Below are 23822 nucleotides of genomic sequence, written 5' to 3'. Positions count from 1 at the left end.
GCCGCCGCGGCGCGCGCCTCGGCGGCCCGGCGTTCGGCAGCGCGCTGTTCGGCCAAGCGTCTCGCGGCCTCGCGCGCGGCGGCCTCGCGCGCACGCTTGACCAGCGTGTCGATCACGCGCGCCAGGCGCTGCTCATCGTCGCGCAGCGTCGCCACCTCGCGCTTCTGGGTCTGCAACTGCTTCGAGATCTCGGCCAGCGCCTCCTTGCGCTGCAGGAGGCTGGCTTCGAGCCGGCTGCGCTGCGCATGCTGCTCGGCCTCGAGCGCGGTGACGCGATCGCGTCGACGGCCGATCTCCAGCGAGCGCTGCTCGGTTTCGCGCAATTCGGCACGCATGCCCTCTATCAGGCTCAGGCGGGCGCGGCCCAGGTGTTCCAGATAGTAGGCGTCACGCGCGATCTGATTGGGATCGCGCGCCGAAAGCAGCGGCGCCACGCCATCGGCGGCACCGTGCACATAGTGCCGGCGCAGCCATTCGGCAAGTTCGCCGCGCCGGGACGCGATCCGCGCCTCCGCTTCGCGCTGCGCGCGCTCGAGCTCCGCCAGTTGGGCATCGGCCTCCGCACGCTCGCGCTGCAACTGCAGCACGCGGCGCTGCGCGCGCGACACCTCGCGCTCGGATTCGGCCAGCGCCTTCGCGGCGCCCGAACGGTTCGCCTCGGTGCGCGACATTTCCTGCTGCAGCTCGCGGATGCGCTTCTTCAGGTCGTCGAGGTCCGAACGCTTGCCGGCGATGTCACCCGCCGCCTGGGCGCGGGCCACTTCGGGAGCCACGCCCGGCATCAGCGCACAGCCGATGACGAGAGCAGCCAAGTAGCGACGGCCGGCGATGCGCATGAAGCGAGGATTCCGTTTGAAATGGATGGCGTGGGATTCAGGATGCGGCTTTGATCCGCAAACGGCCGGCGACAATCCTTGCCGGATCGCGCAAGACGAAGACGCGTTATTTTATACTAGCGCTTTGCCCCTGCCGGCCCCATCGTGAACAAAGACGACATCTTCACGCTCATCGACAAGAACGAGCACATCGAGACTGCGGCGCGTGCGCTCAAGGCGATCGCCCATCCGCTGCGCCTCAAGATCCTGTGCGTGCTCGGAGAAGGCGAAGTCTGTGTGCAGGACATCGTCGATGCGGTCGGCACCTCGCAGAGCAACATCTCGCAGCATCTCGCCATCCTGCGCGACAAGGACGTGCTGCAGACACGCAAGGACGCCAACCGCGTCTATTACCGTGTCGGCGATCCGCGCACCCTGCAGCTCATCGTGCTGATGCGCGAGGTGTTCTGCGGCGGCGGCAGCGAACAGGGCTGATTCGCCCCCCATCCCAACCGGAGCATCTTTTTTCGTGGAATTCCTGCAACAGAACTGGTACTGGGCGGCACTGGCCGCCGCAAGCGGCAGCTGGCTGACGGTCGAGCTGATTCGTGGCCGTGGCGACAAGAGCCAGCTCTCCCCGGTCGAGGCCACCCTGCTGATCAATCGCGAGGACGCCATCGTCATCGACGTGCGCGAACAGGGCGAATATGCCCAGGGCCACATTCCCAACGCCCGCCACATCCCCGCCGGCGACATCGAACGCCGCAGCGCCGAACTGGAGAAGTGGAAGAGCCAGCCCCTGATCCTGTGCTGCACCAGCGGCGCGCGCTCGGCCTCGGCTGCCGCGCAGCTGCGCAAGGCCGGCTTCGACAAGGTCTACAACCTGCGCGGCGGCATGATGGAATGGCAGAAAGCCGGACAGCCGGTCAGCCGCAAGAGAAAATGAGCATGCAGGCCGCAATCCGCATGTACGCCACGGCCACCTGCCCCTACTGCATACGCGCCGAGCAATTGCTGCGCAGCAAGGGCGTGGCGGAGATCGAGAAGATCCGCACCGACCTCGACCCCGCGCAGCGCGAGCACATGATGAAGATCACCGGACGCCGCACGGTTCCGCAGATCTTCATTGGCGACTACCATGTCGGCGGCTGTGATGACCTGATCGCACTCGACCGCGCCGGCAGGCTCGAACCGATGCTGCGCGGCGAACTCGCCTGAGCCTTCCTTCCAATCCTTTATTCCACCGGACCACATTCAATGTCTGAAAACACGCAACCCGTCTTCTCGATCGAAAAGCTGTACGTCAAGGATCTGTCGCTCGAAGTCCCGGGCGCCCCGCAGATCTACCTCGAACGCGAGGCCCCCCAGGTCAATGTCCAACTGCGCACCGAGGGCAAGAACATCGACGATGGCGTCTTCGAAGTGACGCTGACAGTGACCGTATCGGCCTCGATCGGCGAAGACCGCACGCTGTTCCTCGTCGAAGTGGCGCAGGGCGGCATCTTCCAGATCCGCAACGTGCCCGAGGCCGATCTCGAGCCGGTGATGATGATCGGCTGCCCCAACATCCTGTTCCCGTACGCGCGCGAAGCCGTGTCGGACGCCGTCACCCGTGCCGGCTTCCAGCCCGTGCTGCTGTCGCCGGTCAACTTCGAGGCCCTGTACCAGGCGCAACGCCAACAGGCCGCGCAGCAGGGTGAAACCCCGATTCAGTGACGAGGCCTGACGCCATGAAACGCCTGCGCCGCATTTCCCTTCCCCGCCTCGCCACGATGCTCGTCGCACTCGCCGGTGCAGCGGCAGGGCCGGCGCAGGCGATCGAATTCCGATCGCTGACCGAACCGGCGATCCTGTACGACGCCCCCTCCGAACAAGGCAGGCGCCTGTTCATCCTGCGCCCCGGCACACCGGTCGAGGTCGTGGTCACGCTCGACAAGTGGATCAAGGTGCGCGAACCCGGCGGCTCGCTGAACTGGGTCGAGCGCCGCGTGCTTGCCAATCGCCGCACCGTGCTCGTCACGGCGGAACGCGCCAGCATCCGGCGCGAGGCGCACGACGGAGCGCCGCTCAGTTTCGAGGCAACTCGCAATGTCGTGCTCGGGCTGGTCGAGCCCCCCTCGCTCGGCTGGGCCAAGGTACGCCACACGGACGGGCTCGAAGGCTACGTCCGCGTCAGCGAGGTGTGGGGGCTGTGATCCCCGCGCCGAGCCGCCAGCGCATCGCCGTCTTCGGGGCCGGAGCCTGGGGGACCGCCCTGGCGCAGGCTTTCAGCGGCGCGCACGACGTCCGTCTGTGGGGCCGCGACGCGGAACACCTGCAGATGCTCGCCTTGACGCGCGAGAACCGCCGCTACCTGCCCGACATCCGCCTCAGCGACAAGCTGCGCTTCGAACCCGATTTCGCCCGCGCGGCACGGGAGGCGGACCTGCACTTGGTGGTCACACCGCTGGCCGGGCTGCGCGACGCGGTACGCACGCTCCACCATCTGCAGCCCGGCACCCCGCTGCTGTGGGCCTGCAAGGGGCTCGAGGCCGGAAGCGGGCGGCTGCCACATGAAATCGTCGCCGAGGAACTCGGCGCGAATGCCGCCAGTGGCGTGCTGACCGGCCCCAGCTTCGCCGCCGAGGTGGCGCGCGGCCTGCCGACCGCCATCACACTCGCCGCCACGGACGAAGCCTTTGCGCGCCACTGGGTGGCGGCCCTGCACCAGCCCCGCCTGCGCATCTATGCCAACACCGACGTCGTCGGCTGCGAGATCGGCGGCGCGATCAAGAACGTCATGGCGATTGCCGCCGGCGTCTCGGACGGCATGGGCTTCGGCCTCAATGCCCGCGCCGCGCTGATCACGCGCGGGCTCGCCGAGATCTCCCGCCTCGCCGCCGCGCTCGGCGGAAGCAGCGAGACGCTGATGGGCCTGACCGGCATGGGCGACCTCATCCTGACCTGCACCGGCGACCTGTCGCGCAATCGCCGCGTCGGCCTGGCGCTGGCCAAGGGCAGCACGCTGGCGGACATCCTGCGCGATCTCGGCCATGTTGCCGAAGGCGTCTCCACCGCACGCGAGGTCGTCGCGCTGGCTCGCCGCAACGGCGTCGAGATGCCGATCTGCGAGGCCGTCGACGCACTACTGCACCACGGACTGGATGCCCGCAGCGCGGTCGAGAAGCTGCTGGCGCGCGACCCCCGCCACGAATAGCGCTTCACCGCCTCGACGGGCGCACCTTCTTCCTCACCCCGCGCCGGCAAAACCCTGCTGGCGCCAGGCTTCGTATACGACCACCGCCACCGCGTTCGACAGATTGACGCTGCGATTGGTCGGCCGCATCGGGATTCGGATGCGCGCCTCGGGCTCGAAGCACGCCAGCAGTTCCGCCGGCAGGCCGCGGCTCTCCGGACCGAACACGAATACGTCGCCCTCGCGATAGGCAAGGCTGTCATGGCGCCGTGAGCCGCGTGTCGACAGCGCGAAAAACCGCCGCCCTTCCAGCGCCGCGCAGCACCGTGCCCAGTCCTGGTGCACGGTGACGCAGGTCAGGTCGTGATAATCCAGGCCCGCGCGCGCCAGATGCTTGTCGGACAGATCGAAACCGAGCGGCTCGATCAGGTGGAGACGACTGCCGGTATTGGCTGCGAGACGGATGATGTTGCCGGTATTGGGCGGAATTTCGGGCTGGTAGAGGACGATCTCGAACATCGAAGCAGAAATGGCTGGCGCGCCTTGCGCGCGAAGCCGGCACTGTAGCTCAGGCAGGCGCAGGCGTGCGGGCGACGACCAGATTCGTGACCCGGACCGCCCCCTGCCGCTTGAGGCAGCGCGCCAACTCGTTCAGGGTCGCGCCCGTGGTCATCACGTCGTCGACCACCAGCACGTGCAGCCCATCCAGCGCGCGGTCGCAGCAGAACACCCCGCGCGGACTGCGCAGGCGCTCGTCACGCGCGAGCGAAGCCTGCGGCGGCGTGTCGCGCAGCTTGCGCACGCGCGCCAGTTCCATCGGCAAGCCCGTCGAGCGCGCCAGCGGCCGGGCAAGCTCCACCGCCTGATTGAAACCGCGTTCCGCGAGCCGGCGCACATGCAGCGGCATCGGCAGGATGAGGTCGGCGCCAAGCGCGGCCGACTCCCCCAGCGCACACAATTCCGCGGCAAGGAACGCGGCCACGCTCAATTGGTGCCGGTACTTGAGCGCATGGATCAGCACGTCGATCGGAAACGCATAATCGAACAAGGCCAGCGTCGCATCGTAGGCCGGCAGCTCGCGCAGACACTGGCCGCAGGGACCGCCGCCGAGCCCCGGCAAGGCGCAGACCGGGCATGCCGAGCGCGGCCGCCGCGGCAGCTCGGCGAGACAGGCCGCGCACAATCCGCTTTCCCCGGCGGCCTCTCCGCAGACAAGGCAATCCTGCGGCATCAGGATATCCAGCAGGCTGGCCAGCAGGCGATGCGGCTCTCGGGCTCGGTTTGACAAGGTTTCGATCAATGGCAGAACATTCGGGCCTCGCCATTACAGCCCGTAACGCCGGAAATGACAACGACTTCAATCGATCACGGCGACGCGGCGCATCGAGGCGGCCGCGCCACGGCTTGCAGCCTGGGCCTGGCCACCCTCTTCGCAGGAAGCGCACGATGAACGAACGGACCGGCGACGAGGGTTTCGCCCTCGACCACGGCCTGCTGCGCCGGCGCTTTGGCCGCGCAGCCGCAAGCAGCGACGGCGCCGACGTCCTGGCGCGCGAGATCGCGCGGCGGATGGACGAACGCCTCGAATACATCCGCATCGAGCCGAAGCGCGTGCTCGACCTCGGCTGCGGCACCGGCCCGGATCTCGCGCAGCTGGCGCGGCGCTTTCCCCGCGCCGCCATACTGGCCGCCGATTTCGCCGCGCCGATGCTGGCTCGGGCAGGCCTGCGCCAGCGCGGCGAAGCACCGCAACCCGGCCTGCTGCGCCGCCTGCTGGGCAGCAGGCCCGCCCCCCTCCCGCATGCCGTCGCCGACGCCCGCAGCCTGCCCTTTGCCCGCGGCAGCCTTGGCATGGTGTGGTCCAACCTGATGCTGCCCGCGCTCGACGATCCATTGCCCGCGCTGCAGGAAATCCACCGCACGCTGGAAGTCGGCGGCTTGCTGATGTTCTCCACGCTCGGCCCCGACTCGCTGCGCGAACTGCGCGCCGCACTGCCGCACACGGCCGGCGAGCGCGTGCACCGCTTCATCGACATGCACGACCTGGGCGACGCCCTGGTGAAGGCCGGCTTCGCCGATCCGGTCATGGACATGGAAATGCTGACGCTGACCTACACCGAACTCGACGGCCTGCTGTCCGATCTGCGCGCGACCGGCGCCGCCAACGCCGCCCTGACCCGCCCACGCGGCCTGTCGGGCCGGACGGGCTGGGCGCAGGCACGCGCCGCCTACGAGGCGCTGCGCCAGGACGGGCGGCTACCCGCCACCTTCGAGGTCATCCAGGGCCACGCCTGGAAAGCCGCGCCGAAGACCACCGAGGACGGCCGCAGCATCGTCCGCTTCCAGCCCCGCCCCACCGCACGCTGATCATCCCGCCACCAGGCACGCCCCCATGCCCAAGCGCACCATCTGGCTGTTCGACCTCGACAACACGCTGCACAACGCCAGCCCGCACATCTTTCCGCACATCAACCGCAGCATGACGGCCTATCTCGAACGGCACCTGGCGCTGTCGCGCGACGAGGCCAATACGCTGCGGATGAGCTATTGGCACCGCTACGGCGCCACCCTGCTCGGGCTGATGCGCCACCACGGCACCGACCCGGACCACTTCCTGGTCGAGACCCACCGCTTCGACCGCCTGCACGAGATGATGGTGTTCGAGCGCGCGCTGCGCGGCATGTTGCGCAAGCTGCCCGGCCGCCGCTTCGTGTTCTCGAATGCACCACGCCACTATGCGCTGTCGGTGCTCGACATCATGGGCATACACGGCCTGTTCGAAGACGTGATCGGCATCGAAGACCTCGACTACCACCCCAAGCCCGGCATTCGCGGCTATCGCAAGCTGCTGTCCTCGCGCCGCCTGAACCCGGCGCGCTGCATCATGCTGGAGGACTCGGCCGTCAACCTGCGCACGGCGAAACGGCTCGGCATGCGCACGGTGCTCGTGGGGCGCGACCTGCGCACCCCGGCCTATGTCGACTTGAAACTAGCTTCGATCCTGGATCTTCGGCGCCAGCTCGGGCGCCTGGTCCGCTAGCCCTGCCAGGCCGGGCCATACCGCATGAACACGGCACCAGCGCCATAGCCATCTGGCAGCGCCAAAGGCTCGGCGGCGAAACCGAGCCCGCGCCAGTACGCCACCGCATCCGCCAGCGCCACCAGCGCCAGCGCCTGATGCCCGGCCCGCTCCGACCACGACCGGACCTTGCCGAACAGGCCGCGGCCCACGCCCAGGCCGCGCGCGCGCGGGGATACGGCCAGATCATGCAGGAAACCATGGTCCGCACGCGGCGGCAGGTTTTCGATCTGCGCATGCAGGCAGGGCGCGCCGGCGGACCACGGATGCGCGAACACGTAGCCCAGCCCCTCGCCGCCCCGCTCGGCGAACCAGCATCCCTCGGGCGCGAGGCTCAGCTTGCGGCCGAGCACGTCGGCGGATTCCTGGTAGGCGTCGCCATAGGCTTCGCGCTGGATGCGCATCACGGCATCGAGGTCGTCCATCCGCATCGCCCGCAGCGCCACGGCCGGGGACGCCGCAGCCAGCGCGTCGGCACTCACGCGCTGGCCTTCATCCAGCGCGCAGCTTCGAGCGCGTAATAAGTCAGGATGCCGTCGGCACCGGCACGCTTGAAGGACAGCAGGGCCTCCATCGCGCAGGCCTGGTCGTCGAGCCAGCCATTGGCCGCGGCCGCCTTGAGCATCGCGTACTCGCCGCTGACCTGGTACACGTAGGTCGGCACCTCCAGCTCGCGCTTCACGCGGCGCACGATGTCGAGATAGGGCATGCCCGGCTTGACCATGAACATGTCGGCGCCCTCGGCGATGTCGAGCGCCACTTCGCGCAAGGCCTCGTCACTGTTCGCCGGGTCCATCTGGTACGTGTACTTGTTGCCCCTGCCGAGGTTGCCGGCCGAGCCGACTGCGTCGCGGAACGGGCCATAGAAGCTGGATGCGTACTTGGCCGAATAGGCGAGGATTCGCGTATGGATGAGCCCGGCGCCGTCGAGCGTCTCGCGGATGCGGCCGATGCGGCCGTCCATCATGTCGGACGGCGCGACCACGTCCGCGCCGGCCTGCGCATGGCACAGCGCCTGCTTCGCCAGCGCTTCGAGCGTCTCGTCGTTCATCACATAGCCGCGCGGATCATCCGGGTCGATGAGCCCGTCCTGGCCATGGCTGGTATAGGGGTCGAGCGCCACGTCGGTGATGACACCCAGCGCCGGAAAGCGCGACTTCAGCGCCTGAACGGTACGCGGCACCAAGCCGTCGGGATTCCAGGCCTCCTCGGCGCCGTCGGTCTTGCCGCCCGCATCGATCACCGGGAACAACGCCAGCGCCGGTACGCCGAGCTTGAGCGCATCCTCGGTGGCATACAGCAATTTGTCGATCGACATGCGCTCGACACCGGGCATCGAGGCCACCGCCTCGGTCCGGTTTTCGCCGTCCAGCACGAACACCGGATAGATCAGGTCGTTGGCCGTCAGCACGTTCTCGCGCATCAGGCGGCGGGAAAAATCATCGCGGCGCATGCGGCGCATGCGGGTGGAAGGAAAGGCTCCGGTCGGTCGCATCTCTTGATCTCGCGTATCGGGTTTCAGAAGGTCCCGGCCCGACATGCCAGCGCAGGCCGGGGACACATGAGGTAACGCATTGCCAGCGGAACTTTCGGCAAAAACGTTCTATCTTAGCAAGCGGACGGCGACGCATTCGTGCGCTGCTTCGTCTCCCGCTTCACCTCCCTGAGCGGGTGCCTCGCACCAGCGAGGCATTTTCACCCCCGACTACTCCCCTGGTCGGGGGTTTTTATTTGCGCCATCCGCCATGGCGGGCTCATCGCCCGCGGCAGGTCCGCCCAGGCCCAGCCAGGCGGCGATGACGCGCTCCGCCTCTTCGACGCCGCTCTTCTTCAGGCTCGAGAACAACTGCACCGTCACCTGCGGCCCCAGCGGCGCGAGCTGGCGCCGCACGTCCTGCAAGACCGCGCTGGCCGCCCCGCGGGACAGCTTGTCGCTCTTGGTCAGCAGCACGTGCATGGGCCGCCCCGACGGCGCGAACCAGTCGATCATCTGGCGGTCGAGCGGCGTCAGCGGATGGCGCGAATCCATGATCAGCACCAGCCCGATCAGGCTTTCCCGCTGGCGCAGGTAGTGCTCGATCAAGCCTTGCCATTCCCGCCGCACCTTCTCGGGCACCGCGGCATAGCCGTAACCCGGCAGATCGACCAGCAGCGCGCCGCTGTTGAGGCGGAAGAAGTTGATCAGTTGCGTGCGCCCCGGGGTCTTGGACACGAAGGCCAGGCGGACATGGCCCGCCAGCGTGTTGATCGCACTCGACTTGCCCGCATTGGAACGCCCGGCAAAGGCGATTTCGGCGCCGGAGGATGGCGGCAGGCCGGACGGCTTGGCGATGGATATCTCGAATTGTGCGTTGCGGAAGATGGGCATGAAAAAGAAGGGCGAAAGACCGGCCGAATGCGCTACAAAGCCCGCATCGCATCGCGCAAGGCGGGTTTCCTGATATAGAATACCGCGTTTGAAACAATCACTCACGGCTTTCCGAGGACATCATGACCAAGCGTTCCCTGCTGCTCTCGTCCCTGTTGCTCGTCACCGGCGGCCTGCAGGCCCAGGAACAGGCTCCGGACCTCGCCAAGGCGAAACAGACTGTCGAAACCCTCTGCGTCGCCTGTCACGGCACGGATGGCAACAGCCAGCTGTCGGCCAACCCGAAGATCGCGGGGCAGCATGAGGACTACCTCTACAAGCAGCTGCGCGAGTTCAAGGGCTGGAATGGCGAGGCGCCGGCACGCGAAAACGCGGTCATGACGGCGATGGTCGACGGCCTCGAAGAAGCCGACATGAAGGCACTCGCAAGGTACTTCTCGTCTTTCGAGCTGCAACCCGAACCAGCAAAGAACCTCGACACCATCGAACTCGGCCAGAGCATCTGGCGCGGCGGCATCGCCGCCAAGGGTGTTCCCGCCTGTGCCGCCTGTCACGGCCCGGCCGGCGCCGGCCTGCCGGCGCAATACCCGCGCATCGCCGGCCAGTTCGCCGAATACACCGAAACCCAGCTCAAGTCCTTCCGCGACGGCGGACGCGAGAACGACCCGAACCGCATGATGCGCATGATCGCGCTCAAGATGACCGACGCCGAGATGAAGGCCGTTTCGGACTTCGCCGCCGGCCTGCGCTGAACAACCGCTGGTTGCCGACGAAACCCGGAAAGGGGTGGAGCGATCCACCCCTTTTTCATCGCCGGGCCTCCCCGGGCTGAGACGGCTGCGCCCCCGCATGGAGGGCAAGCGCGGCGGCCTTACATCGCACCGGCCGGCGAGGCGCCGATATGCCCGGCCTGGCGCACCCATCCCGTTGTGGGAGAATGAGGGCCATCCCGGCCCGATCGGGCCGTCCTTTCCCGAATCCACGCAGATGCCCCAGTTTTCCTCCGGTGATGATTTCCTGAGCGCTGCCGCTGCGCGCAGCCTGATCCTCGACAGCCTGTCGCCGGCGGGGGGCTGGGAGCGGGTCGCAATACGCGCCGCGCTCGGACGGGTTCTCGCGCATGATGTGCGCGCTCCGTGCGACGTCCCCGCTCACGACAACTCGGCCATGGACGGCTACGCCGTGCGCGCCGCCGACCTCTCCTCCGATGCCGAGGCCACGCTCGCCGTGACCGGCACCGCCCTGGCCGGCCACCCCTTCCCGGGCGCAGTCGGCACGGGCGAGGCGGTACGCATCATGACCGGCGCGCCGATCCCGCAGGGGGCGGACACCGTCGTCATGCAGGAGGCCGCCCGCCGCGAACAGGAGGATGTCTTCATTCCCCCCGGCCAGAAAAAGGGCCAGAACGTGCGGCGCGCGGGCGAGGATCTCGCCGCGGGCAGTATCGCGCTGGCCGCCGGCAGGCGCTGCGGCCCGGCGGAACTCGGGCTGATCGCCTCGCTCGGTATCGCGGAAGTCACGATGCGCCGCCGCCTGCGCGTCGCCTTCTTCTCGACCGGTGACGAACTCGCATCGATCGGCCAGCCGCTGGCAGCGGGCAAAATCTACGACAGCAACCGCTACACCCTCTTCGGCGCACTGTCGCGCCTGGGCTGCGAGTTGCTCGACATGGGCGTCGTGCCCGACGACCCGGCCGCGCTCGAAGCGGCTTTCGTGGACGCCTCCCGGGCGGCCGACGTCATCATCACCAGCGGCGGCGTATCGGTCGGCGATGCCGACTTCATCCGCGACATGATGGCCCGCCTGGGCGAAGTGTCGTTCTGGAAGCTGGCGATCAAACCCGGTCGGCCAATGGCCTTCGGCCGCATCGGCGGGGCCGTGCTGTTCGGGCTGCCAGGCAATCCGGTGGCGGTCATGGTGAGCTTCTACCAGTTCGTGCAGGACGCCCTGCTGACACTGATGGGCGTGGCGCCACTGCCGCCGGCGGGCCGCTTCGCCGTCCGCGCCGGCTTCGCCATGCGCAAGCCGGCGGGCCGCGTCGAATACCTGCGCGGGCGCCTGCAGCACGATGGTGCCGGCCCCTGTGTCACGCTGGCCGGCGCGCAGGGATCGGGCGTTCTGCGCTCGATGTCCGAGGCCGATTGCTTCATCATCCTGCCGGAAGACTGCACCGGAGTGCAGGCCGGCGACATCGTCTCCGTTCAACCTTTCAACGGTCTGGCCTGACGGCCGGGAAACACACATGACACAGGACGAACTCAAGCGCGCCGCCGCGCTCGCCGCACTCGACTACATAGAGGACGACAGCATCGTCGGCGTCGGCACCGGCTCGACGGTGAATCACTTCATCGACGGCCTCGCCGGCATGCGCGGCCGCATCCGCGGCGCGGTCTCCAGTTCCGAAGCCAGCTCGAAGCGGCTCGCCGCGCACGGCATCCAGGTGTTCGATCTCAACGACGTCGACAGCCTCCCGGTCTATGTCGACGGCGCCGACGAAATCGATGCCGGCTTCGCCATGATCAAGGGCGGTGGCGGCGCACTGACGCGCGAAAAGATCGTCGCCGCGGTATCGCAGCGCTTCGTGTGCATCTGCGACGCGAGCAAGCGCGTGCAAACCTTGGGGCGCTTCCCGCTGCCGGTCGAGGTCATTCCGATGGCGCGCAGCCATGTCGCCCGCGAACTTGCCCGGCTGGGCGGCGAACCGCGTCTGCGCGAGGGCTTCGTCACCGACAATGGCAACCTGATCCTCGACCTGCACGGCCTCGCGATCGACGACCCCGCGGGCACCGAGGCACGCATCAACCAGATCGTGGGCGTGGTCACCAACGGGCTCTTCGCCGCACGCGGCGCCGACCTGCTGCTATTGGCCGGCGCCCAGGGCGTGGAGCGCTTTCAGCGCGCCTGACCGGCACGGTGCGGAGCCGCCCCGGTTTCGTGACATGAAACAAAACCTTAACTTTACGATGCTAGCCTGCGTGCTTCCATCGACAGGATCATGGCGAAGATGACGGAACATACCTACAAACAGTTCACCACCGAACTGGAAGAAATCCGCAGCGGCGTGCTGCAAATGGGCGGAATGGTCGAGGCGCAGGTCACGAACGCGCTCGAAGGCCTGCGTACCGGTAACCTCCCCCTTCTCGACCAGGTCATCGATGGCGACCAGCGCATCAACCTGATGCAGAAGCAGCTCGACGACGCATGCAACCACATCGTCGCCATGCGCCAGCCCGCCGCGATGGACATGCGCCTCGTGATGACGGTGATCAGGTCGGTCACCGACCTCGAGCGCATCGGCGACGAAGCCAAGAAGATGGCCAAGTCGGCCAAGCGCCTGCATTCGGCCGAACTGAGCTTCGCCCCCCGCATCGACCTGTCCCAGCCGGCCCAGGCGGCGCTGGCGATGCTGCACGCGGCGCTGGACGCCTTCGCACGCGCCGACGCTTCCGTCGCGCCGCGCATCGAGCGCCAGGACGCCGAGATCGACGCCAGCTTCAAGGCGACCATGCGCCAGTTGATCACCTACATGATGGAAGATCCCCGCACGATCACGAGCAGCCTCGAGCTGCTCTTCAACGCCAAGGCGATCGAGCGCATCGGCGATCATGCGATGAACATCGCGGAATACGTGGTCTTCCTGGCCCAGGGCGAGGACGTACGCTACGCCAAGTCCGAAGAAGCGCAGCGCGGCGCCGACAAGAGCTGAGCGCGACGCCTTCTGGCGGCACGGAGCGAAAAAGGGATGGCTGCGTGCCATCCCTTTTCTTTTGATACTGCTGTTCCGGAGAACAGCGGGCCCGCAACTTACTGGGCAGGCGGAACGTAGCCGCCGATCTGGTCCGCGCCGCCTTCGAAGAAGTGCTTCTCCATCTGCTCGGCCAGATACTTGCGCGCACGCGCGTCCATCAGGTTGAGGCGGTTTTCGTTGATCAGCATGGTCTGGTACTTGACCCATTGCTGCCACGCCTCCTTCGACACGCTGTCGAAGATGCGCTTGCCGAGCGCGCCCGGCACCGGCGGAAGATCCAGACCTTCCGCCTCGCGGCCCAGTTTCACGCAATTAACCATGCGAGCCATGTTCAATCCTCTTTGCTATCGGGTTCATCGGAGCTCGAAGCCGGTATTCTAGCGGATTCGCCCCCTCCCCTCGCGGACAAGGTCCAGCGATTGCGCCCCTCGGCCTTCGAGCGATACATCGCCTCGTCCGCGGCCAGGATCAGGCTCTCGGCATCGAACCCGTTATCGGGGAACAGCGCGATGCCGATGCTTGCAGTAACCCCCGTCTGCCGCCCGTCGAACTCGAACACCAGCCCGCCGATCGAGTCGCACAGGCGGTTGGCCAGTTCCGACATGGCCGAAGCCCGGGCATCGGGGACGAGCATCGCGAACTCGTCGCCGCCGACGCGGAAGAACATCTCGTTGCGGCGCACGACGCCCCCGACGCGCTCCACGAGCCCCACCAGCACCTGATCGCCCGCCTGATGGCCGAAGGCATCGTTGATCGGCTTAAAGCCGTCCAGGTCGATCCCCAGCAGCCCGACCGCGGTGCCGCGCCGCGCGGCGTCGGCCAGCATGCGCTCCAGTTCTTCGTGGAAACGGCGCCGATTGAAGATGTTGGTCAGCGGATCGCGCTCCGCCATCGAGATCAACTGCGCCGAGATGCGGCGCGCCTCGGTCACGTCCTCGTAGATCCAGACCCGGCCGATGCGATGGCCCTCGCTCGCGCCGGCCACCACCGCCGAGCGGTCGGTGACGATACGGCCGTCGGCGAAACGGAATTCGTACGCGTCGCTGATGGGCTGGCGCGTATTCAACACCTCGGCGACATGGGCGAAGTAGGCCTGCGCGTCTTCCAGCAAGGGGGCCGCCCTGCTTTGCAGCACGCTCTCGCGCATGCCGATCAGGTGCGCATCGAGCGGATAGCCCCATATCTCGAGCATCGCGCGGTTGTAGTACAGCACCCGTCGGTCCTGGTCCATGAAGATGATGCCCAGGCGGATCAGGTTGAGCAGCGCCGCGAGGCGCTGACGCTCGTCGTTGCTCCGCAGCAGGTAGTGCTCGCGCAGGGCCTGGGCGCGGCGCAGCTCGGTGACGGTCTCGAGCAGCTTGTACTCGGTTTCCTTGCGCGTCTGGATGTCCTCGGCCGACAGACGCAGCGCAACCGCGCCGTGCTCCGCCCCCGCCACGGCACGCCAGTGGGAGGCCACCCAGGCGGCCTCGCCATCGCGCCGCCGCAGGCGGAGCTCGAAATCCTGCGCCACCCCATCCGCCACCACCTGCGTGATCAGGCGGCGGCAATGGGCCCGGTCCGACTCATGCACCAGCATGGCAAGGATATCGTCCGCCGCGAGGCACTCCTGCGGCGTCATGCCGGTGACCCGCTCGATCGAGGGGCTGATCCACAGCAGGCGCAGCTCACGATCGAACACCGCCTCGATGCCATGGACGCCTTCCGCCACCTGGCGCAGCAGCGCCAACTGGGCATCGGACTGCTTTTTCGCAGCAAGCCTGGACCAGGGAATCATAGGAGCTTCACGAAGACCTTGGAGCGCCGCTGCAGGTTGTACAGCTCCCGCTTCTGGCGCGGCAGCGCCTCGGGGCCGATCTCGCTGAAACCGCGCTCGCGGAACCAGTGCGCGGTGCGCGTCGTCAGCACGAACAAGCGCTCCAGCCGCTGCACGCGGGCGCGGCGCTCGATACGCTTCAGCAACTGGTCGCCGAGGCCGGCGCGACGATATTCCGGCGTCACCGCGAGACAGGCCAGTTCGGCGGCGTTGTCCTCCGAGAACGGATACAGGGCGGCACAGCCGACCAGCATGCCGTCGTGCTCGACCACGGTGAAACGCTCGACTTCCTGTTCGAGCAGTTCACGGCCGCGGCGCACCAGGGTGCCGTCGGCTTCCATCGGCGTGATCAGCGAGACGAGCGCAGCGACATCGTCGATCGTCGCCTCGCGCAGGCGGAACAAGGGGTCGCGCGACACCACGGTCCCGACGCCCGCGTGGGTGAAGAACTCCAGCAGCAGGCCGCCGTCCTTGTCGCGGTCGATCAGGTGGCAGCGCGCCACGCCGCGGCGCACCGCGCGGATTGCGCTGGGCAGGAAGAGGCCGAGGTCCTCGGTGAGCCCCTCTCCGGTTTCCACCTTGGACTGCGCCTCGTCCGCCGTCACCGACTCGACGAGCTCGCCTTCCGCGTCCAGCAGGCCGGGCGCATCGCACAGATAGATGAGCTTCTCGGCCTTCAGCGCCACCGCGACCGCCTCGGCCACTTCTTCCATCGCGAGGTTGAATATTTCCCCCGCCGGCGACACGCCGAGCGGCGTGATCAGCACCACGTTCTGCTGGTCGAGGTCGGCGTTGATCTCGTCGGCGATGATCTTGCGCACGGCTCCGGTGTATTGGTAATCGACGCCATCGACCACGCCGACCGGGCGCGCGGTGATGAAGTTGCCGCCGGTCACGCGCATGTAGCTGCCGGCCATCGGCGTATTGGGCAGACCCTGCGACAGCAGCGCCTCGACCTCGAGGCGGGTCACGGCCATCGCCGACTTGACGCACTCCAGCGCCTCGCCATCGGTCACCCGCAGGCCATGGAGAAAGCGCGGCTCCAGGCCGCGGCGCCCCATTTCGATGTCGATCTGCGGCCGCGCGCCATGCACCAGCACCAGGCGGATGCCCAGCGCCGCGAGCAGATTGCAGTCGTAGGCCAGGCGCTGTGCCCGTTCGCCCGCCGCCACCTCGCCGCCGAAGCCGACGACGAAGGTCTTGCCGCGAAAGGCATGGATGTAAGGTGCGGCACCGCGCACCCAGGCGACGAACTGGGAGGTGGGGTCTTCGGGCGCCGGTGCGGCCGGCACGGCGGGGGTCGATTCAGCGTTCACGCATTCACCGCGGCAAAGACCGGCCGGGCAGCGTTGGCATGCCGCCCGGCCGATGGGATTTCGGATGCCAGGATTCTAACGGATGCATCCACACCGCGACATCGCCACGCTGCAACTCAGGCCAGCGCGGCCTCGAGGCGTTCGCAGATCGTGCGCAGGATCTTGATCCGGGCAAAGTACTTGTTCTCGGCCTCCACCAGCGTCCACGGCGCATTCTCGGTACTGGTGCGGTCGACCATGTCACACACGGCGCGGGCGTAATCGTCCCATTTCTCGCGGTTGCGCCAGTCTTCGGCGGTGATCTTGAAGCGCTTGTGCGGCTCGGCCTCGCGCGCCTCGAAGCGGGCCAGCTGTTCGTCCTTTCCGATCGCGAGCCAGAACTTGACCACGACGACGCCGGCGGCGGCGAGTTGGTCCTCGAAATCGTTGATTTCGGCATAGGCCCGCATCCAGTCGGCTTCCGAGCAGAAACCCTCGACACGCTCGACCAGCACCCGGCCGTACCACGAGCGGTCGAACACGATGGTCTTGCCGCGCGCCGGCAGATGGCGCCAGAAGCGCCACAGGTAGGGCTGGGCGCGCTCTTCCTCGGTCGGCGCGGCGACCGGCACCACGCTGTACTGGCGGATGTCCAGCGCCGCGGTGACGCGGCGGATGGCGCCACCCTTGCCGGCGGCATCCGCCCCCTCGAACACCAGCACCAGCGCATGCTTGCGGAACGCCGGCTCGCGCGTCAGCAGCGCCAGCCGGCCCTGATAGCGCTCGAGCGCCTCGTCGTATTCCTTCTTGCTCATTTCCTGGCGCAGCACCAGGCTGTTGAGCAGGTCGCGCTGATCGATGAGTGGCGGCAGGGGCGGCGCCAACTGGCGCGGCGCATGCTTCAGGCGGGCGACGTCCAGGCGCTTCTCCAGCGCGGCGAGCAGCGTGCGGCCGACGAACAGCGCGCGAAACCGCGGGTCACTGCCGTCGACGATCATCCACGGCGCGTTGCCGGTGCTGGTCTGGCGCAGCGCGCGGGCGGCCACGTCGCGGTAACGCTCGTACTGCTTGTAGAAGCGCCAGTCGCGCTCGGTGATGCGCCAGCGCGTGCGCGGGTCCTTTTCCAGTTCCTCGAGGCGCTTCTTCTGCCCGCTCTTCGACAGGTGAAACCAGAACTTCACCAGCAGCACGCCCTCCTGCACCAGCATGTCCTCGAAGCGGCGGATTTCGTCGAGGCGCTGCTCGAAATCGGCCTTGCTGCCGATGCGTTCCACCCGGTCGCGGATCGGCTGCGTGTACCAGTTGTTGAACATCACACCGATCTTTCCGCGCGGCGGCAGCGCACGCCAGAAACGCCACATGAACGGACGCTCGCTCTCCTCGGCGGTCGGCTGGTCGAACGCCCAGCCCTCGATATGGCGCGAATCCATCCACTCGTCGAGCAGGTTCATGGTCTCGCCCTTGCCCGCGCCGTCGATGCCGTTGATCAGCACCACGACGGCGAACTGCTTGAGGTCGAGCACCTCGTACTGGGCATTGAGCAATGCCGTGCGCAGCGGCGGCACGGCGGCGTCGTATTCTTCCTTGTCGGTCTTGTGGCCGAGTTCAGCGGATTCGAACATCGTGGCTCCCTGTGGTTTGATGAATCGGCGCGCCGGGTCAGAAATCGCCCCAATGCGCCTGCAGCACCGCCAGCGCGGCCAGGCCCGCCGTTTCGGTCCTGAGCACCCGCGGCCCGAGCGTCACGCGCTGCAGACCCGCCGCATCGCACGCGGCAAGCTCGCTTTCGGTCCACCCCCCTTCGGGGCCGACCAGCACATGCACGGCACCTTCCGGCCGCTCACGCGCCGGAAAGCCAGCGCCGCCGCCCGGCGCCAGCACATAGGCGCACTGCCCGCGCATGGCGTCGAGCCATTGCGCCAGCGGCCGGACCGACGCCACCTCCGGAATACGGTTCCGCCCGCTCTGCTCACAGGCCGAAACCGCCACCTGCTGCCAATGCGCGCGCCGCTTGTCGGCGCGCTCGCCCGACAGGCGCAGCACCGAACGCTCGGCCTGCACCGGGTGGATCGCCGCCACACCCAGCTCCACGGCCTTCTGCACCACCCAGTCCATCTTGTCGCCGGCGGCCAGCGCCTGGGCCAGGACCACGCGCACGGGGGACTCCCGATCACATGCGTGCCGCTCGCCGAGCAGGGCAAAGCCGGCCTTGCCACGCACGGCCAGACGCGCCTCGACCTCGCCGCCCTCGCCGTCGAACAGCACCATCGGCGCGCCGTCACGCAAGCGCAGGACACGCAGCGCATGGTGGGCGAGATCGTCCGGTAGCGCCACCTCGCCGTCGCCGGGCAGACGCCCGGGGAAATGGAAACGTGAAATCATCGTAAGATTATAGGCCCCGCATCCCGAAAGCCGACCGGCCAGGAGCCCGCATGTCCACCGCAGCCCAACGCCTCGCCCGTGCCCGTGCCCTCGAATCGATGGTGCGCGACATCGCCCGCGAAGAGATCCTGCCCCGCTACCTGAAGTCGGCGCGCAACCGCAAGCCCGACGGCTCCTTGTTCACCGAGGCCGACCTCGCCTCGCAGCGCTGCTTCAGCGAAGCCCTGCCCACCCTCCTGTCCGGCGCGGTACTCGGCGAGGAAATGACCGCCACCGAGCAGGCCCACCTGTGGAACGAAGGCGGGCGCGGCCTGTGGTGCATCGACCCGATCGACGGCACGACCAACTTCGCCAACGGCATTCCGCTGTTCGCCGTGTCGATCGCCTACCTGATCGACCACGAACCGGTGCTGGGCGTCGTCTACAACCCGATCACGGACGAATCCTTCTATGCCGCGCGCGGCGCGGGTGCCTATCTCAACGGCACCGAACTGCCCCTGCGCGAAGGGGCATCGAGCCTGAGCGACGCGGTGGCCGGGGTCGATTTCAAGCGCATCAGCCACCATCTGGGCGACGAACTCGCCGTGCGCCCGCCCTATTATTCGCAGCGCAACTTCGGCTCCAGCGCGCTCGAATGGTGCTTCGTCGCCGCGGGCCGGCTGGACGTCTACCTGCACGGCGGCCAGATGCTGTGGGACTACGCTGCCGGACGGCTGATCCTGGCCGAAGCGGGCGGCGTGGCCGAAGCGCTGGGCGGCGGCTCGCTGATGTCCGGCCCGGCGGTCAAGCGCGGCGTGATCGCCGCCGTCAATCCGGGGCTGTTCTCCGAATGGTCGGCCTGGGTCAAGGCGCGATCCTGATCGTTCGGGGCGGCATCCCGGCAAGCGCATCGGCGCGCGGCCTACCCCGCATTGCTGCACCGCAATATACTGCGCCCCATGCACCTGTCCGTGCAGCGCGGAGACCAACATGTCCATGAAGCACCCGATCATCGCCGTCACCGGTTCGTCCGGCGCCGGCACCACCACGGTCAAGCACACCTTCGAAGCCATCTTTCACCGTGAGCACGTCAATGCCGCCGTCGTCGAGGGCGACAGCTTCCACCGCTACACGCGGGCGGAGATGAAGGTGCAGATCGAGGAAGCCGAGCGCGCCGGACAGCGCGGCATCAGCCACTTCGGCCCGGAAGCCAACCTGTTCTCCGACCTCGAGAGCCTGTTCCGCTCCTATGGCGAAGCCGCCACCGGGCGCCGCCGGCACTACATCCACAACGAAGCGCAATCCATGCGCTGGAACCTGCCGATGGGCACCTTCACCGAATGGGAAGACCTTCCGGTCGGCACCGATTTCCTGTTCTACGAAGGCCTGCACGGCGCGGTCGTCACCGACACCGTCGATGTGTCGCGCCATGTCGACCTGCTGATCGGCGTGGTGCCGACGATCAACCTGGAATGGATCCAGAAGCTGCACCGCGACACCAAGACGCGCGGCTACTCGGCCGAAGCGGTGCAGAACACGATCCTGCGCCGCATGCACGACTACGTGCATTACATCGTCCCGCAGTTCGCCCGCACCCACATCAACTTCCAGCGCGTGCCGGTGGTCGATACCTCGAACCCCTTCATCGCGCGCGACGTGCCCACGCAGGATGAATCCATGGTCGTGATCCGCTTCAAGGACCCGCGCGGCGTGGATTTCCCCTACCTGCTGCGCATGATCCACGACTCGTTCATGAGCCGCGCCAACACCATCGTCATCCCGGGCGGCAAACTCGACCTGGCGATGCAACTGATCCTGACGCCACTCATCTGGAAGCTGATGGAGCGACGCCGGCAATCGGTGTAGCCGTCGGCACGATACCGCCGGCACATCGCCGGACATGCCGATGCTGCGTTGCGGCATTGGCATCCGCGGGGGCTTTTAAGGGATAATTGCGGCTTTTCCGATGGTGGCCTCCGGCCCGAGAACAGCATGCAGTCGACCCGCAACGTCAAGCCCCCGGTCTTCAACCCCATTACCGGCGCGATCCGCGCCCTGGCGATGGATGCCGTGCAACAGGCCAACTCCGGCCACCCCGGCGCACCGATGGGCATGGCCGAGATCGCCGAAGTCCTGTGGCGCCACCACCTGAAGCACAATCCGGCCAACCCCGGCTGGGCCGACCGCGACCGCTTCGTGCTGTCCAACGGCCATGGCTCGATGCTGATCTACGCGCTGCTGCACCTCACCGGCTACGATCTGCCCATCGCCGAACTCAAGCGCTTCCGCCAACTGCACAGCAAGACCCCCGGCCACCCCGAATACGGCTATGCCCCTGGCGTCGAGACCACCACCGGCCCGCTGGGCCAGGGCATCACCAACGCCGTCGGCATGGCGCTGGCCGAGAAGGTGCTCGCCGCCGACTTCAACCGCCCCGGCCATGAAGTGGTCGACCACCACACTTGGGTCTTCCTCGGCGACGGCTGTCTGATGGAAGGCATCTCGCACGAAGCCTGCTCGCTCGCCGGCACCTGGGGCCTGGGCAAGCTCATCGCCTTCTACGACGACAACAACATTTCCATCGACGGCCATGTGGACGGCTGGTTCACCGACGACACGCCGAAGCGCTTCGAAGCCTATGGCTGGCAAGTGATCCGCGATGTGCAAGGCCACGACCCGGCGGCGATCGAAGCCGCCATCCAGCAGGCCAAGGGCAATACCGCGCAGCCCACGCTGATCTGCTGCAAGACCATCATCGGCGCCGGCGCCCCCAACAAGCAGGACAGCCACGACGTCCACGGCGCCCCGCTCGGCGCTGCCGAGATCGAGGCCGCGCGCGCCCACATCGGCTGGAACCACCCGCCGTTCGAGATCCCGGCCGAGATCTACGCCGCCTGGGATGCGCGCGCCAAGGGCGCCGCGGCCGAAGCGCAGTGGAACGCCCGCTTCGCTTCCTACCGCGCCGCCCATCCCGAACTCGCCGCCGAATTCGAACGCCGCATGGCCGGCGATCTGCCCGCCGACTGGAATGCCCACGTCGAGGCTGTGCTCGCCAAGGTCATCGACAAGGCCGAGACCATCGCCACGCGCAAGGCCAGCCAGAACAGCATCGAAGCCTATGCGCCCAGGCTGCCCGAACTGCTCGGCGGCTCGGCCGACCTCGCCGGCTCCAACCTCACGCTGTGGTCCGGCGCCAGGGGCGTCCGCAAGAATAGCGGCGGCAACTACGTGTATTACGGGGTGCGCGAATTCGGCATGGCCGCGATCGCCAACGGCGCCAGCCTGCATGGCGGCCTGATCCCCTACACCGCCACGTTCCTGATGTTCAGCGAATACGCGCGCAACGCCCTGCGCATGGCCGCGCTGATGAAGATCCGCCAGGTCTTCGTGTTCACGCACGACTCGATCGGCCTCGGCGAGGACGGCCCCACCCACCAGCCGGTGGAGCAGATCGCCACGCTGCGCCTGATCCCCAACATGGATGTCTGGCGCCCCTGCGACACGACCGAATCGGCCGTGGCCTGGGCCTGCGCCGTCGAACGCAGAACCGGCCCGAGCAGCCTGTGCTTCTCACGCCAGAACCTGCCCTTCCAGGCCCGCGATGCCGCGCAGGTGGCCGGCATCCGGCGCGGCGGCTACGTCCTGTCCGAAGCGGGCAACGGCTCGCAGACGGTGGCCGCCCAAGCCGTTATCATAGCGACCGGCTCCGAAGTCGCGTTGGCGGTCTCCGCGCAGAAAACGCTGGCCGGCGAAGGCATCGCCGTCCGCGTCGTCTCCATGCCGAGCACCAACGTCTTCGACCGCCAGGACGACGCCTGGAAAGCGGGCGTGCTGCCCAAGGGCCTGCCCCGCGTGGCCGTCGAAGCCGGCGTCACCGACGGCTGGCGCAAGTATGTGGGCCTCGAAGGCGAAGTCGTCGGCATCGACCGCTTTGGCGAATCCGCCCCGGCCGGCGAGCTGTTCAAGCTCTTCGGCATCACCGCCGAAGCCGTGGCGGCCGCGGTCAGGAAGGTTCTCGCCTGAGCAGGCGGGCAGACAAGAACATCGGCGCACCGTCCGCCGGGGCGCTGCAGGCAACGTGAATCCGGTTTCGTACATCTAGTGAGGGAGAAGAATCGATGAGCATCAAGGTCGCCATCAACGGTTTCGGTCGTATCGGTCGCTGCACGCTGCGCGCCATCTACGAACAAGGGCTGCAGAACGAATTCGAAGTGGTCGCCATCAACGCCTCCGGCGATCTGGCCACCAACGCCCACCTGCTCAAGTACGACACCACCCACGGCCGCTTCGCCACCCCGGTCGACACCGAGGGCGAGAACACCATCATCATCGACGGCAAGAAGATCCCCTTCTACTCCACCAAGGACCCGAAGGGCGTCAACTGGGGCAGCCACGGCGTGGACGTGCTGCTGGAATGCACCGGCGCCTACACCACCAAGGCCAAGGCCCAGGCCCTGCTCGACCAGGGCGCCCGCCGCGTGCTGATCTCGGCGCCGGGCGGCGACGACGTCGACACCACCATCGTCATGGGCGTCAACGAAGGCGCGCTGAAGGCCGGCCACACCGTGGTCTCCAACGCTTCGTGCACCACCAACTGCCTGGCCCCGGTGGCCAAGATCCTGGCCGACAGCGTCGGCATCAAGCAGGGCCTGATGACCACCATCCACGCCTACACCAACGACCAGGTCACCGTGGACGTGCGCCACAAGGACCTGCGCCGCGCCCGCGCCGCCGCCGCCAATATCATCCCGACCAAGACCGGCGCCGCCAAGGCCGTCGGCCTGGTGCTGCCGCAGCTCGTCGGCAAGGTGGACGGCTTCGCCCTGCGCGTGCCGACCATCAACGTCTCGCTGGTCGACCTCACCTTCACCGCCGAGCGCGCCACCACCAAGGAAGAGATCAACGAGCTGATGACCGCCGCCGCCAACGGCCCGCTGAAGGGCATCCTGGCCGTCAACACCGAGCCGCTGGTGTCCTCCGACTTCAACCACACCACGGTATCCTCCACCTTCGACGCCACCCAGACCCGCGTCATCAAGGGCGAGGACGGCTCGGTGCTGGTCAAGGTGCTGGCCTGGTACGACAACGAATGGGGTTATTCCTGCCGCATGCTCGACGCCGCCCGCGCCTTCGTCGCCGCCAAGTAAGCCGGCAAGCAATCGCAA

Annotated in this window: 27 protein-coding genes; 16 read left to right on the top strand and 11 right to left on the bottom strand. The window is 67.6% G+C overall.

Annotated elements, in window-relative coordinates; translation table 11 throughout:
• On the bottom strand, positions 1-836 hold an 836-nt coding region (locus tag C666_RS02070), incomplete at its 3' end, for a murein hydrolase activator EnvC family protein (RefSeq protein WP_004333093.1).
• A 144-nt stretch (positions 837-980) separates the two neighbouring features.
• On the opposite strand from C666_RS02070, the gene C666_RS02065 reads away from it, so the two are divergent.
• From C666_RS02065 to C666_RS02040, 6 genes are read left to right on the top strand one after another with little or no spacing between them, the layout of a single operon-like run.
• Positions 981-1310, top strand: a complete 330-nt coding sequence (locus C666_RS02065) for an ArsR/SmtB family transcription factor (RefSeq protein WP_004333092.1) — start codon at positions 981-983, stop codon at positions 1308-1310.
• A 34-nt stretch (positions 1311-1344) separates the two neighbouring features.
• Positions 1345-1761 carry a rhodanese-like domain-containing protein gene (locus C666_RS02060; RefSeq protein ID WP_004333089.1) on the top strand — a complete coding sequence of 139 codons (417 nt, stop codon included), beginning with the start codon at positions 1345-1347 and terminating at the stop codon, positions 1759-1761.
• A 2-nt stretch (positions 1762-1763) separates the two neighbouring features.
• Positions 1764-2033, top strand: coding sequence for a glutaredoxin 3 (grxC, locus tag C666_RS02055; RefSeq protein WP_004333087.1), 270 nt, complete (start codon positions 1764-1766; stop codon positions 2031-2033).
• 39 nt (positions 2034-2072) lie between these two features.
• Complete coding sequence (secB, locus tag C666_RS02050; RefSeq protein WP_004333085.1) at positions 2073-2531, top strand: protein-export chaperone SecB; 459 nt, start codon at positions 2073-2075, stop codon at positions 2529-2531.
• Positions 2532-2545: 14 nt separating this feature from the next.
• Positions 2546-3010, top strand: coding sequence for an SH3 domain-containing protein (locus C666_RS02045; RefSeq protein WP_004333083.1), 465 nt, complete (start codon positions 2546-2548; stop codon positions 3008-3010).
• Positions 3007-4011, top strand: coding sequence for an NAD(P)H-dependent glycerol-3-phosphate dehydrogenase (locus C666_RS02040; protein ID WP_004333081.1), 1005 nt, complete (start codon positions 3007-3009; stop codon positions 4009-4011). Before C666_RS02045 ends, C666_RS02040 begins: the two co-directional genes overlap by 4 nt.
• 33 nt (positions 4012-4044) lie before the next feature.
• Here the strand turns inward: C666_RS02040 and C666_RS02035 are convergent, their stop codons facing one another.
• Together C666_RS02035 and C666_RS02030 are read right to left on the bottom strand one after the other, a co-directional pair.
• Complete coding sequence (locus C666_RS02035; RefSeq protein WP_004333080.1) at positions 4045-4509, bottom strand: tRNA (cytidine(34)-2'-O)-methyltransferase; 465 nt, start codon at positions 4507-4509, stop codon at positions 4045-4047.
• A gap of 49 nt (positions 4510-4558) precedes the next feature.
• Positions 4559-5290 (bottom strand): ComF family protein, encoded by a 732-nt coding sequence (locus tag C666_RS02030; protein WP_281169776.1) that lies wholly within the window; start codon positions 5288-5290, stop codon positions 4559-4561.
• Between the two features lie 146 nt (positions 5291-5436).
• On the opposite strand from C666_RS02030, the gene C666_RS02025 reads away from it, so the two are divergent.
• Both C666_RS02025 and C666_RS02020 read left to right on the top strand, forming a co-directional pair.
• The gene (locus C666_RS02025; protein ID WP_004333076.1) at positions 5437-6357 is read left to right on the top strand and encodes a methyltransferase domain-containing protein; all 921 of its coding nucleotides are present in this window, start codon (positions 5437-5439) and stop codon (positions 6355-6357) included.
• Positions 6358-6382: 25 nt separating this feature from the next.
• Positions 6383-7030 (top strand): pyrimidine 5'-nucleotidase, encoded by a 648-nt coding sequence (locus C666_RS02020; protein ID WP_004333074.1) that lies wholly within the window; start codon positions 6383-6385, stop codon positions 7028-7030.
• Here C666_RS02020 and C666_RS02015 read toward each other — a convergent pair.
• The 3 genes from C666_RS02015 to yihA all read right to left on the bottom strand — a co-directional run bounded on the left by C666_RS02015 (position 7027) and on the right by yihA (position 9437).
• On the bottom strand, positions 7027-7551 hold the full coding sequence (locus C666_RS02015; protein WP_004333072.1) for a GNAT family N-acetyltransferase: 525 nt from the start codon (positions 7549-7551) through the stop codon (positions 7027-7029). The two genes, C666_RS02020 and C666_RS02015, sit on opposite strands and share 4 nt — an antisense overlap.
• The gene (gene hemB, locus C666_RS02010; RefSeq protein ID WP_004333070.1) at positions 7548-8564 is read right to left on the bottom strand and encodes a porphobilinogen synthase; all 1017 of its coding nucleotides are present in this window, start codon (positions 8562-8564) and stop codon (positions 7548-7550) included. Before hemB ends, C666_RS02015 begins: the two co-directional genes overlap by 4 nt.
• Before the next feature lie 210 nt (positions 8565-8774).
• Complete coding sequence (gene yihA, locus C666_RS02005; RefSeq protein ID WP_004333068.1) at positions 8775-9437, bottom strand: ribosome biogenesis GTP-binding protein YihA/YsxC; 663 nt, start codon at positions 9435-9437, stop codon at positions 8775-8777.
• Between the two features lie 122 nt (positions 9438-9559).
• Here yihA and C666_RS02000 point away from each other — a divergent pair, with 122 nt between their 5' ends.
• The 4 genes from C666_RS02000 (at position 9560) to phoU (ending at position 13143) form a co-directional block, all read left to right on the top strand.
• The gene (locus C666_RS02000; RefSeq protein ID WP_004333065.1) at positions 9560-10189 is read left to right on the top strand and encodes a c-type cytochrome; all 630 of its coding nucleotides are present in this window, start codon (positions 9560-9562) and stop codon (positions 10187-10189) included.
• A 235-nt stretch (positions 10190-10424) separates the two neighbouring features.
• Entirely contained in the window at positions 10425-11663 is a 1239-nt protein-coding gene (gene moeA / locus C666_RS01995; RefSeq protein ID WP_028792144.1) for a molybdopterin molybdotransferase MoeA, read from the top strand.
• Between the two features lie 16 nt (positions 11664-11679).
• The gene (gene rpiA / locus C666_RS01990; RefSeq protein ID WP_004333061.1) at positions 11680-12342 is read left to right on the top strand and encodes a ribose-5-phosphate isomerase RpiA; all 663 of its coding nucleotides are present in this window, start codon (positions 11680-11682) and stop codon (positions 12340-12342) included.
• Positions 12343-12441: 99 nt separating this feature from the next.
• Positions 12442-13143, top strand: coding sequence for a phosphate signaling complex protein PhoU (phoU, locus tag C666_RS01985; protein ID WP_028792145.1), 702 nt, complete (start codon positions 12442-12444; stop codon positions 13141-13143).
• Positions 13144-13241: 98 nt separating this feature from the next.
• On the opposite strand, the gene C666_RS01980 is transcribed toward phoU, so the two are convergent.
• From C666_RS01980 to C666_RS01960, 5 genes are all read right to left on the bottom strand, one after another.
• Complete coding sequence (locus C666_RS01980) at positions 13242-13514, bottom strand: oxidative damage protection protein (RefSeq protein WP_004333056.1); 273 nt, start codon at positions 13512-13514, stop codon at positions 13242-13244.
• Between the two features lie 2 nt (positions 13515-13516).
• A complete protein-coding gene (locus C666_RS01975; RefSeq protein WP_004333055.1) occupies positions 13517-14962 on the bottom strand; it encodes a diguanylate cyclase domain-containing protein in 1446 nt (481 codons plus the stop codon).
• Entirely contained in the window at positions 14959-16317 is a 1359-nt protein-coding gene (argA, locus tag C666_RS01970) for an amino-acid N-acetyltransferase (RefSeq protein ID WP_245603915.1), read from the bottom strand. The genes C666_RS01975 and argA overlap by 4 nt, the downstream gene beginning before the upstream one ends.
• Before the next feature lie 116 nt (positions 16318-16433).
• Positions 16434-17918 (bottom strand): polyphosphate:AMP phosphotransferase, encoded by a 1485-nt coding sequence (pap, locus tag C666_RS01965; RefSeq protein WP_004333050.1) that lies wholly within the window; start codon positions 17916-17918, stop codon positions 16434-16436.
• Between the two features lie 37 nt (positions 17919-17955).
• On the bottom strand, positions 17956-18678 hold the full coding sequence (locus C666_RS01960) for a 16S rRNA (uracil(1498)-N(3))-methyltransferase (protein ID WP_004333048.1): 723 nt from the start codon (positions 18676-18678) through the stop codon (positions 17956-17958).
• Between the two features lie 50 nt (positions 18679-18728).
• Between C666_RS01960 and C666_RS01955 the strand changes: the two genes are divergently transcribed.
• The 4 genes from C666_RS01955 (at position 18729) to gap (ending at position 23804) form a co-directional block, all read left to right on the top strand.
• Positions 18729-19538, top strand: coding sequence for an inositol monophosphatase family protein (locus C666_RS01955; protein ID WP_004333046.1), 810 nt, complete (start codon positions 18729-18731; stop codon positions 19536-19538).
• A gap of 109 nt (positions 19539-19647) precedes the next feature.
• Positions 19648-20523 carry a phosphoribulokinase gene (locus C666_RS01950; RefSeq protein ID WP_004333044.1) on the top strand — a complete coding sequence of 292 codons (876 nt, stop codon included), beginning with the start codon at positions 19648-19650 and terminating at the stop codon, positions 20521-20523.
• 126 nt (positions 20524-20649) lie between these two features.
• Positions 20650-22680, top strand: coding sequence for a transketolase (gene tkt / locus C666_RS01945; RefSeq protein ID WP_004333042.1), 2031 nt, complete (start codon positions 20650-20652; stop codon positions 22678-22680).
• A gap of 95 nt (positions 22681-22775) precedes the next feature.
• The gene (gene gap, locus C666_RS01940; RefSeq protein ID WP_004333038.1) at positions 22776-23804 is read left to right on the top strand and encodes a type I glyceraldehyde-3-phosphate dehydrogenase; all 1029 of its coding nucleotides are present in this window, start codon (positions 22776-22778) and stop codon (positions 23802-23804) included.
• Positions 23805-23822 lie beyond the last annotated feature (18 nt).

Origin of the sequence: Thauera linaloolentis 47Lol = DSM 12138, from assembly GCF_000310205.1 — a bacterium.
Taxonomy (GTDB): domain Bacteria; phylum Pseudomonadota; class Gammaproteobacteria; order Burkholderiales; family Rhodocyclaceae; genus Thauera; species Thauera linaloolentis.
This window is presented reverse-complemented; position numbering and strand designations above follow the sequence as displayed.

Bases quoted from the DNA above. Each gene is read 5' to 3' on its own strand.
- grxC (WP_004333087.1), top strand. From the start codon at position 1,764: ATGCAGGCCGCAATCCGCATGTACGCCACGGCCACCTGCCCCTACTGC.
- secB (WP_004333085.1), top strand. From the start codon at position 2,073: ATGTCTGAAAACACGCAACCCGTCTTCTCGATCGAAAAGCTGTACGTC.
- C666_RS02045 (WP_004333083.1), top strand. From the start codon at position 2,546: ATGAAACGCCTGCGCCGCATTTCCCTTCCCCGCCTCGCCACGATGCTC.
- C666_RS02035 (WP_004333080.1), bottom strand. From the start codon at position 4,509: ATGTTCGAGATCGTCCTCTACCAGCCCGAAATTCCGCCCAATACCGGC.
- C666_RS02025 (WP_004333076.1), top strand. From the start codon at position 5,437: ATGAACGAACGGACCGGCGACGAGGGTTTCGCCCTCGACCACGGCCTG.
- C666_RS02020 (WP_004333074.1), top strand. From the start codon at position 6,383: ATGCCCAAGCGCACCATCTGGCTGTTCGACCTCGACAACACGCTGCAC.
- hemB (WP_004333070.1), bottom strand. From the start codon at position 8,564: ATGCGACCGACCGGAGCCTTTCCTTCCACCCGCATGCGCCGCATGCGC.
- yihA (WP_004333068.1), bottom strand. From the start codon at position 9,437: ATGCCCATCTTCCGCAACGCACAATTCGAGATATCCATCGCCAAGCCG.
- C666_RS02000 (WP_004333065.1), top strand. From the start codon at position 9,560: ATGACCAAGCGTTCCCTGCTGCTCTCGTCCCTGTTGCTCGTCACCGGC.
- moeA (WP_028792144.1), top strand. From the start codon at position 10,425: ATGCCCCAGTTTTCCTCCGGTGATGATTTCCTGAGCGCTGCCGCTGCG.
- rpiA (WP_004333061.1), top strand. From the start codon at position 11,680: ATGACACAGGACGAACTCAAGCGCGCCGCCGCGCTCGCCGCACTCGAC.
- phoU (WP_028792145.1), top strand. From the start codon at position 12,442: ATGACGGAACATACCTACAAACAGTTCACCACCGAACTGGAAGAAATC.
- C666_RS01980 (WP_004333056.1), bottom strand. From the start codon at position 13,514: ATGGCTCGCATGGTTAATTGCGTGAAACTGGGCCGCGAGGCGGAAGGT.
- C666_RS01975 (WP_004333055.1), bottom strand. From the start codon at position 14,962: ATGATTCCCTGGTCCAGGCTTGCTGCGAAAAAGCAGTCCGATGCCCAG.
- pap (WP_004333050.1), bottom strand. From the start codon at position 17,918: ATGTTCGAATCCGCTGAACTCGGCCACAAGACCGACAAGGAAGAATAC.
- C666_RS01960 (WP_004333048.1), bottom strand. From the start codon at position 18,678: ATGATTTCACGTTTCCATTTCCCCGGGCGTCTGCCCGGCGACGGCGAG.
- C666_RS01955 (WP_004333046.1), top strand. From the start codon at position 18,729: ATGTCCACCGCAGCCCAACGCCTCGCCCGTGCCCGTGCCCTCGAATCG.
- C666_RS01950 (WP_004333044.1), top strand. From the start codon at position 19,648: ATGTCCATGAAGCACCCGATCATCGCCGTCACCGGTTCGTCCGGCGCC.
- tkt (WP_004333042.1), top strand. From the start codon at position 20,650: ATGCAGTCGACCCGCAACGTCAAGCCCCCGGTCTTCAACCCCATTACC.
- gap (WP_004333038.1), top strand. From the start codon at position 22,776: ATGAGCATCAAGGTCGCCATCAACGGTTTCGGTCGTATCGGTCGCTGC.